This is a genomic window from Vibrio sp. Y29_XK_CS5, from assembly GCF_024181835.1.
In the GTDB taxonomy this organism is placed as follows: Bacteria; Pseudomonadota; Gammaproteobacteria; order Enterobacterales; family Vibrionaceae; genus Vibrio; species Vibrio harveyi.
This window is the reverse complement of record NZ_JAMZAM010000001.1, coordinates 513,463-522,735: the sequence shown is the minus strand read 5'-3', so window position 1 is coordinate 522,735 and position 9,273 is coordinate 513,463. Positions and strand designations below refer to the sequence as shown.

The window sequence follows — 9,273 nt, the reverse complement described above, 5'->3', positions numbered from 1 at the left end:
GTTTAGAGGCAGTAAAGGACACCATTCTGGAAAACCAACTTTTTTATCCAACTTTTTTCATACTCATGTTGTTTAACCAGAAAGAGGTAAAAAAAATTTGAAAACGCAATTTAAAGATCCTTAGTTATTGTCATTAAAGCAATTAGGGCGGTGGAACAATGATAAACATGACGAATCTGTTGCGCTCAGTCGACAACAGCCACAAAGGGCTGCAATTGCTATTGGGAGATTTTTACAAGGATTTCAGCAGCGCGGCGATCAACATCGAAATGCTGCATAAACAAAACCGTTTTGAAGAGCTGAGCGGCTACTCAAAAAAGCTGAAGACTATTCTCGTATTGCTTTGTGATGATGATTTACCACCCAAGATGGCAAAGCTGGAGCATTTGAGTAAGCACCACTTCCCTGCACCTAATGAATTGATTGAGGATATCAAAACTGAGCTCAACAACGTGAACAAGCAAATTAGCCAGCTGTTAGATATCGAGAACTCTATCAATGACAGCGCAGATGATGAATAACCGAGGTGGATCATGAGTAACAAGCAGATCGAGCACCACCTCAGAAAAGCACTCGTTTCCAATAACGAGTCTTCGAAGGTGACCGCAGACGATACGATCGTGCTAGCCAGTGCGATGACCAGCGTACACAAAACATTGCTGGTTATCTTTTTGCTTTCAATGGTGGCGATCGCCGTGGCGTCTCAAGCTCGTATCGACATTGTGGTGTCGGTGCGCGGTGAGTTATTGCTGGAATCTGACGTAGAAAAAGTGCAACACCTTGAAGGCGGTATTCTCGAAGAAATGTTAGTGCGCAAAGGCGAAGTGGTTTACGAAGGTCAACCCATTGCGCGAATTCGTTCTTTGGATAGAAACACTCAACTCGATACGGTGAACACAGAAATCATTCAGCTCGAGTTAGATAAACTCCGTTATGAAAGCCTGCGCGATATGGTAGAGCCCGATTTCTCTGCCTACATCGAAAAATACCCAGAATTGGTTCAGGTAAATATGAATACCTGGCAGCAAGAGTTTTCCAAAAACCGATCTAATGAAGAGTTGATCACTCACGACATCAATCACAAGAACTCGTTGATTGATTCTATGCTTAAGCGCCGCAAAAGCTCCGAGAACCAGCTTTCTTTGATTCGCAAGCAGCTCAATATCAAGAACACCCTCTATAAAGAAGAAATGGCATCTTATGTCGATGTTCTGAATATGCAGGTTCAAGAGTCAAACATGGTGCGTGAGATTGAAAACCTTGATGAGTCAGTCATGAATGAGCGCTTCCAACTCGACAAGCTAGAAAAACAGTACCGTGACTTGGTGGAAAATCGCAACTCCGAATACCAAGCGCAAATCATTCAAGCGAAGAAAGATCTCAAGCTGAAACGCATTCTTCGTCCTCAACACTCAGACAAAGTGGATCGTCTTGTGGTCTACGCCCCTATTGATGGTGTGGTGGATAAAGTGCACTTCAACTTCCGCTCTGCCGTGATACCGCCGGGGGAAAGTATCGCGGACATTGCGCCGATCAATAACTCCCTTCATGGCGAAGCGAAGATTCCACGTAAAGACATGGGCTTTGTTGAAATCGGACAGGCAGTCAAAGTGAAGATGGACACCTACAACTTTGCCAAATACGGATTTTTGGAAGGTCGAATCGCGTCGATCAGCCGTTCGTCCTATGAAGAAGAGGACGCTGAATTCTACCTCGCTGAAATCCAAATCAGCCAAAACTATCTAGAGCGCGGAGGCACACAATACAAACTATCCCCTTACATGGAGTTTACCGCCGACGTGAAAACAGGGTCGCGTCGGGTTATCGAATACGCTGCGAAGCCGGTTATGTCGGCTATCGAAGACGCGTTCGATGAGAGGTAATGGATGAGTAACAAACCTTCCTACAATATTTCCGTTCCTGTTATGCGCCTTAGTATTGCTTTCAGCTTGGTGCTGGCTGCCCTCGCCTTTTATTTGTATGTCTCTTGGGAAAAAGTGGATTCAGTGGAGCAAGTGCAAAACGCACCTCTGTTAGTTCAAGCCCAACAACTCAACCAAACCATCGAACTTGATATCCAAACGCTTCAGCGCTGTTTAGCCGCGCGTTATTGCAGTACAACAGAGCTCAATTTTGAGGTTCTGAAAAACGAAATTGACCAGTTTAAGTCTCTCGCGTCACTCAACAAAACCGAGTTTAGCTTGGTAGGCGCGACCGAATATACGCAGCTTGAACTGGCGATTAATCGCTTCTCGGACAGCTCCAAAACGCGTGACGATGTGTTGGCACTGTATCTCTCGCTCACCAATAACTACCTACAAATGGACGACAACTATCGCACCATGTTTAACAACCACGCGAGCGACCTAATGATGGAGAAAAACGAGTTCTTCATTTGGTTGTTTATGGTCGTTGTTGTGTTGGTTGGTATCGCCGTTCTATCGAATTTGGTGGCAATCCTAAAGCTTAAAAAATCCAGTTCGAATGAGCGCGACATTGACCAAGAATTCGATGGGCTTTATCAAGAGCTCAAACAACTGGATTTACAAAGGTTAGAAGAGTTGCTCAATGAAGTGAGCATCAATCCTAAGCAGCGTCAGATCTACTCTCACCTAAAACTGATTTTCAGCAAACTCGAAGAGCAAAAACGTAATAACGATCTCTACAAACAGCTCTATGCTCTGATTGGTTACGAGATTCGTGGCATCACCAACACTATTAACGGCGGCGTGCAATATCTTGTACAAGAGACCGATGAGAGCGGCGTGTTGATGGCGCAAGATATAACCTCGGCTGCCAATACCTTGTCTGAGTTGGCAGAGAACTACAACCGACTCATTTCACAAGGAACTGAGAGCAAATCGAAAGAGTTTTCACTGCTTAATGTGCTGTCTGAATTGATGATTCACATCAGTTCCAAAGTACAGCGGAATGAAGGTGAATTAGACTGCTTTATCTCGGATAACCTACCAAATCGTGTTGAAGGGCAATCCACCAGCTTATTCTGGGTGTTGTTCCTACAGCTATCGAACGCCATCCAACTCAAAGCTGACAAAAAACTGTTTGTCACCATTGAATCGGGCGCAGCGTCAGACATTGAAAACACTCGCCTGACCATCAATCTAAACTTCTTAACCACACTGGATGTGCCGTTTGTCAAGCTCAATACCCTACACTGGAGCGACCATAAACAGCACACCGCAACCAAAGACGATTTGGCGAAAAGCGTGCTGAAAGATTATGGCTATTACGAGAGCCATTGGTATCAATCGGGCAATCAGGAACGTTTTCAAATTCAGCTCGATTTAAAAGCCAAGAGCTTCCACACCGAGAAAACTCGCTTCGACAATAAACGTTTGTTGCTGTGTGCCAACTCTCAGCTGCGCATTGATGTGATGAACAAAATGCTGGTCAACTTGGGCTTAGAGATCACACCAATTCGAACGCCGAACGAGCTCTTCTCTGCTGCAAAAACCTTTGGCGAATACGACGCCATCATGCTGACCGACACGTTTGAGCCAAACAAATTGCCCTCACTGAGCAAAACCGTGAAATCGCAACTGCGCAATCACCCGAACACCAAGTTGTTGCTTTCAGTTACTAACACTCAGCAAGCACAAGAGAGCCATACCTTTGTCGACAAGATTCTGAACTCTCCTGCGATTCCATATGAGTTCATCCCTAACCTGTTAGCAATCATGGAAGCGGAAGCCTCTGAAGATCAGATGGAGAACAGCTCATTCCTGATTGTGGAAGATGACCGTGTTCAACAGATTCTACTCAAACGTATTTTGAGCAAGCAAGAATACGAAGCCGATACCGTTGGCGATGGCGCAGACGCCGTTCAGCACTTCATAAATCAACGCTCGGACATCATTTTTATGGACTGCATCATGCCGGGCATGGGCGGTATTGAAGCAACCAAACGCATTCGACAATACGAACAAGAAAGCGGACAGAACCCTTGCACCATTATAGGTGCGACAGCATTGACCAGCAGTAATGAACACCAAGCTTGTATCGAAGCTGGAATGGATTACGTGATCAGCAAACCTTATAAAAACGACGAAATCATCAAGGTGATCAACAAGTATGTGGCGGTACAGAAACTTAACTAGCTGCGTATTGGCAGCGCTTACATTGAGCAATGCTCCTTCGGCAATGGCGACCACCTTGCTTGAGGCGGTCAAACTCGGCTTGGAAAACAATTTATCTCTGCGCGCAAGTGACAAAGGCGTGGAAGAAAACGAATACAACATCGACATCAGCCGTTCTAAGTTCCTGCCTTCTTTAAACGGTGCCGCTGATACTACATGGAATGAAAACGAGACCATATTAACGGGAACACCAGATACGCGTTCTAGCTACAACTCAAACAGCTACAGCGTGTCTTTATCCCAATCGGTGTTTAACCTTGGCGACATCTTCAAATACGGCACCGCGAAGCTGGATTTCAACATTGAAGAAATCAAGCACGAGAACAAAATCCAGAGCACCATTTCTGAAATCGCGACGCAATATTTCGAGTACCTGAAAAACAACGCGCAAATCAAAGCCACCAAAGTCGAGCTTAAATCGTCTGAAACACGTGAGCGCCAAATGCGTCGCAACGTGGAACTTGGCAACACTGCGGCGAGCGAGTTGTATGAGGTGATTGCTCAGAAAGAAGGCATTGCCAATCGCTTAAGAACCCTAGAGAAAGACCGACGTGTGATTTTGAACGGTTTAGAGATTCAAGTTCAATACCCAGTCACCCCATCGCAGGACATCTACGAAAGCGTACCCTTAGCAGAAATCAGCGAATCCGAACAACGCGTAATTCTTGAACAAGCTTTGAAGCTCAATAACGACTTATTAGTCGCAAAGAAGACCGTAGAACGCAGCCGAAGAGGCTTGAAAGAGAGCGGTTCAAACTTTGTGCCGACCGTATCGCTCTCTGCCAGTTACCGTTACGACGATGCAAACAACTATGACCGAACCGACCCAACCGCGACAGGGGACAGTAACTCCACCAGCGTCGGCTTGAACTTGAATGTGCCGATTTTCTCAGGTGGTTCGGATTACTACGGTTATCAAAAATCGTCGACGGCTATCGAGCGAACGGAGCTGCTGTACCAAGATTCGTTGTTCACGACGCGCAATAGCGTTAACACCTCGGTACTCAACATTAATGACTTCTCCCGAGCTATTAGCAGTTACGAGAACATCATCCGAGCTAACTACGCTTCCTATAAAGGCATTCAACGCGCTTACCAGCTTGGTACGCGAACCATTACCGACTTACTGGCAGCGGAAAGTAAACTGTTTAGCGCACTACGTGATTACGAGAGCGCGCGCTATGACTACATCATTGAATCGATCAATCTTGAGCAAATCAAAGGCATGCTGTCGGTGCAATCCATCGAAAGCATCATGCAGTTGATGAGTGATATCGAAGGCAGAAGCAATCAAGACTTAGTTCCAAAACACCTTCTCTCCAAACCATCGATTAAGAAAGGAGGTCGCAATGCAAACTGAGCATTTTTCCCAGAAGATTAACTTTGCTGACAAGTGTTATCTGACTTTCTCAACGGTCATCTCAACACTGTTTGGTTTAGTGTTGCCCTTTTCGATTCTGATTATCTTTGACCGTGTTTTACCTAACCAAGCTAAAGACACGCTGTTTCTTCTGTTTGCCATTATCTTGATCACCATCTTCCTCGACTATCACTTAAAGAATCAGGAAGAGAAGATTTCGTCGGTGATCATGAAGCAGTTCGAAACCAACCTAACCAACAAGGTGTTTCAATCCATCTGTTTGGCTGAGATATCGAAGTTTCGTCGCCTAGAACCCGGTGAATACCTAGAGCGTATTGCTACCATTCCAGAGATTAAATCCTTCTTTGGCGGAGAATCTGTACGGGCATTGATCAACCTTGCTGTCAGCATACTGACCATTTTGATTATCGGTCTGATCAACATCTGGGCAGGGGTGACCATCTTGCTCGCCTCCATCGTTTTAGCAATATTCGCACTCAGCCTTTCCAAGCAAAAGATCAACAGCCTAGAAAACAAATCCGATATCGAAGGCTTAACCACCTCAAAAATTATCGAGATCATCTCTAGCCCACTCGATATCAAAGCACGCAATATGGAATATCGCGTTGAGAGCTTGATGACACAAATGGTGGAAGAACGTGAAGTCGAGAACATCAAATACGAGCAAATCGAATCAAACTTCAGCCTTATCCTTTCGCTCATACAACAGCTCTCCATCGCTTGTGTGGTGGTGGTTTTGGCAACGGCAGTTATCAACATGCAATCTAGCCAAGGCATCATGGCAGCCATCATCATGCTTACCAACCGTTACTTCGCCCCATACCAGCAAGTGATGCGCACGGTGAGCCGCTGGGAGTTGAACAAGCTTCATATTCAACGTATCGCCGAACTACTTGAGCTTGCTGCGTCTGTAGAACAGCAAAATGACACGACAGAAGTCGAGCGCATCTCGGTGAAGTATTCGGAAAAACAACGCATCGAGTTTGAACGCGGTCAGGCTTACTTGCTGACGGGGAAAAGCGGCGCAGGCAAAACCCACCTCGCCAATTGCATTACGCGGCAAAACACCGACACCAAGCTCGATATCCAAATCAACGAGACTCCACTTGATGACGTCAATTACAACGTCTGGCGCAATAGCGTGCTCATGGTCGACAAAACCAGTTCATTCGTCGAAGGCACCATCATCGACAACCTGACTTGTTTTCGCCCGAGCTTAAACAACACCGCATTTGCGCTTTGCGAAACCATGAACATCAAAGCACAAATCGATGCCCTTCCCGCTGGTTTTTACACCGAGCTTAAAGGACATTTACGCAACCCATTCTCACGCCAAGTCGCTTATGCCTTGTTGCTGGTGCGTGCCTTACTTGCGAACAAACGTGTGTTGATCTTCGACGACATCGACTGTGTTTATGATGACGACTTTGCTCGATTGGTTTTGACCAGTACCGCCTATCGCGCCAACGACAAAATCCTCATCATCGTCAGCAATAAGATGGACAAACTCAATCATCGCCTCAAACGCGTCAAACTTACCGGAGGTGACCAATGAGTATTTTGGTTGATTTTAATAATGTCCCTCAGCGCTTGTTGGACTTTGAGGCTCGCAGTTATGACGAGCGATACAATCAGTCACCTTTGATTCGTGGTTTAGCTTACACCCTCATTGCGCTTGAATGGGAAGGCACACCTTCTATCCTCAGCGACGCTTTTATCCCTAAACCAAAAGACAGCGACAGTTTTATCGCCACCATTGAACGCCTTGGTTATCGTTGTGACGTCACCAAATTAAAAACGTTGGAGCACATCGAGGGGCACCCTCATCCTTGTTTTATCGAGATAGAAAACCTCACTGCGATTTTCTTGGGCACTAAAGACGGCAAACTGATCCTGTTTGATTACACCAATAACAACACCATTGAATACCCGCTCTGCAAGAAGCCGTGCTTGTTGGTTTCGATCAGCGAATACTCGCGCTTGTTCCGAGAGCCGCCACCTGAATCTCAAGACCGCAGTAACTGGATTAAATACGCGTTCTATCGCTACAACAATGAACTCAAAAGCCTGATTATTCTTAGCTTTGTCATCAGTATCTTGGGCGCGCTCCAACCCTTCTTTATCATGAGTGTGTACAACTTCGCATTGACGTCTAGCTCCCAAGCCACGCTCTATTGGCTCACGTTGTTTGCCGTGATTGTTGGATTTTCGGAATACTTTTTTAAGAAAATGCGAGTCAACATCATTGCCACGTCAGGTAAGGATTTGGCGGTGCACATTTCTCAAGCGGTTATATCTAAGCTTTTATGGCTCCCTTATGCGATGACATCCACCGCTGGCGTGTCTTCTCAGTTGGCGCGTTTGAAAGACATCGACACATTCCGCCGATTGGTAACGGCAGAGTCAACTTTGAGCTACTTCGACATGCCGTTTGTTATCGTGTTCATTGTCGCGATTGCCATCATGTCAGGAACCGCTGCATTGGTCGTCATGGCGGGGTTGATTCTGATGTTGGTATTCTGTGTTTACTCTCGTTACATCTATTCACAAGCCACGTCGAAGAGCTCTCGCGCTAACGCCATGGTTTCTTACCAGTGGAATGAGATTCTTCGCGGCATCAAAACCATCCAAGGCTTGCCACTGTTGCGCGTTATTCAATCTCGCTTCAGTGCTTCACACATGCAAAGCACCAACGATGCTGAAAACGTTGCGGTGACCAACAGTAAGGTTCAAGCCGCAGGTGGCAGTTTGATTCAGGTGATAGGTACCGCAAGTATCGTGACCGCGGTTATTGGTGTAATGGATGGAACGTCTGACGCTGGTGCCATGCTTGCAACCGTAATTTTAGTCTGGAAGGCGTTAGGTCCGATAATGGGTATCTACAACTCCATATCCAAATTCCAATCCATTAAGGCGTCCTCTGCGCAAATCAACAACCTGATGGCAATGAATGACGACAAGCTAACGTTGGAGAAAAGCCCCCCTATTCGCCTCTTCCAAGGCAGCATTGTCGGCAGCGGTGTAAGCCATCGCTACACTGGCGCAGCAACGGGCTTAACCAATCTCGGATTTAAAATTGCCCCAGGGGCGAAAGTGGTGATTTGTGGACCAACTGGTTGCGGTAAAACCACGCTAATTTCCATCCTTGCGGGTTTAGAAGATCGATACCAAGGCGCAGTGTCGGTAGACGGTTACAACATCAAACAGTTCAACAGCTATCGCTACCGAACCTCGATTAACTACATCCCGTTTAATTTGCATATTTTTGAAGGCTCTCTGGAGACTAACTTCATCTTGCATAATGGACTCATCCCTACAGAAAAGATGCAAGAGATGGTGAGCTTTTTCGAACTCGATGCGTGGTTGCCAGAAGGATTGAACACTCAGCTAAGCGTAGATAAATGCAAGAATTTACCCAACGGTATTCAACAGAAATTGCGCCTCGCACTGGGGCTTGGAAGTTGTGAACAATCACTGATCATCATTGATGAACCATTTAATGGCGCTGAGCAAGAAAATGCCCAGTACTTCAACCGCTTGTTCACCGATAAATTGCTAAACAAAACCGTGGTGTTCTCTACCAATGATCCGGGGTTGATCGCCACTTCGAACATGAGCTTGGTATTAGAGCCAGACGGCAACTTGAAATATTTTGGCTTAACAGACAGATACTTAAACAGCTTAAGTTAATACTGTGGCGCTTATTCACAATTAACTCTTTAATCAGGCAGATAC

The 9,273-nt window shown here is 45.9% G+C and carries 6 protein-coding genes; all 6 read left to right on the top strand.

Translation table 11 applies throughout. From position 1 onward, the window contains the following. Nucleotides 1-167 precede the first annotated feature (167 nt). Genes NL647_RS02590 through NL647_RS02565 form a run of 6 tightly spaced genes read left to right on the top strand, consistent with a single transcriptional unit; the run spans nt 168 to nt 9,228 of the window. The gene (locus NL647_RS02590) at nt 168-521 is read left to right on the top strand and encodes a hypothetical protein (RefSeq protein ID WP_039839707.1); all 354 of its coding nucleotides are present in this window, start codon (nt 168-170) and stop codon (nt 519-521) included. Between the two features lie 12 nt (nt 522-533). Further along, on the top strand, nt 534-1,883 hold the full coding sequence (locus NL647_RS02585) for an HlyD family type I secretion periplasmic adaptor subunit (protein WP_009704725.1): 1,350 nt from the start codon (nt 534-536) through the stop codon (nt 1,881-1,883). Between the two features lie 3 nt (nt 1,884-1,886). Beyond that, nucleotides 1,887-4,118, top strand: coding sequence for a response regulator (locus NL647_RS02580; protein WP_253649574.1), 2,232 nt, complete (start codon nt 1,887-1,889; stop codon nt 4,116-4,118). Beyond that, on the top strand, nt 4,093-5,517 hold the full coding sequence (locus NL647_RS02575) for a TolC family protein (RefSeq protein ID WP_253649573.1): 1,425 nt from the start codon (nt 4,093-4,095) through the stop codon (nt 5,515-5,517). Before NL647_RS02580 ends, NL647_RS02575 begins: the two co-directional genes overlap by 26 nt. Then, nucleotides 5,507-7,093: an ATP-binding cassette domain-containing protein gene (locus NL647_RS02570; protein WP_253649572.1), complete on the top strand. Its 1,587-nt coding sequence runs from the start codon at nt 5,507-5,509 to the stop codon at nt 7,091-7,093. The genes NL647_RS02575 and NL647_RS02570 overlap by 11 nt, the downstream gene beginning before the upstream one ends. Then, the gene (locus NL647_RS02565; RefSeq protein ID WP_253649571.1) at nt 7,090-9,228 is read left to right on the top strand and encodes an ATP-binding cassette domain-containing protein; all 2,139 of its coding nucleotides are present in this window, start codon (nt 7,090-7,092) and stop codon (nt 9,226-9,228) included. The genes NL647_RS02570 and NL647_RS02565 overlap by 4 nt, the downstream gene beginning before the upstream one ends. Nucleotides 9,229-9,273 lie beyond the last annotated feature (45 nt).

Excerpts from the sequence above, each read along its gene's own strand:
- NL647_RS02580 (WP_253649574.1), top strand. The coding sequence starts at position 1,887 with ATGAGTAACAAACCTTCCTACAATATTTCCGTTCCTGTTATGCGCCTT.
- NL647_RS02575 (WP_253649573.1), top strand. The coding sequence starts at position 4,093 with ATGTGGCGGTACAGAAACTTAACTAGCTGCGTATTGGCAGCGCTTACA.
- NL647_RS02570 (WP_253649572.1), top strand. The coding sequence starts at position 5,507 with ATGCAAACTGAGCATTTTTCCCAGAAGATTAACTTTGCTGACAAGTGT.
- NL647_RS02565 (WP_253649571.1), top strand. The coding sequence starts at position 7,090 with ATGAGTATTTTGGTTGATTTTAATAATGTCCCTCAGCGCTTGTTGGAC.
- NL647_RS02590 (WP_039839707.1), top strand. The coding sequence starts at position 168 with ATGACGAATCTGTTGCGCTCAGTCGACAACAGCCACAAAGGGCTGCAA.
- NL647_RS02585 (WP_009704725.1), top strand. The coding sequence starts at position 534 with ATGAGTAACAAGCAGATCGAGCACCACCTCAGAAAAGCACTCGTTTCC.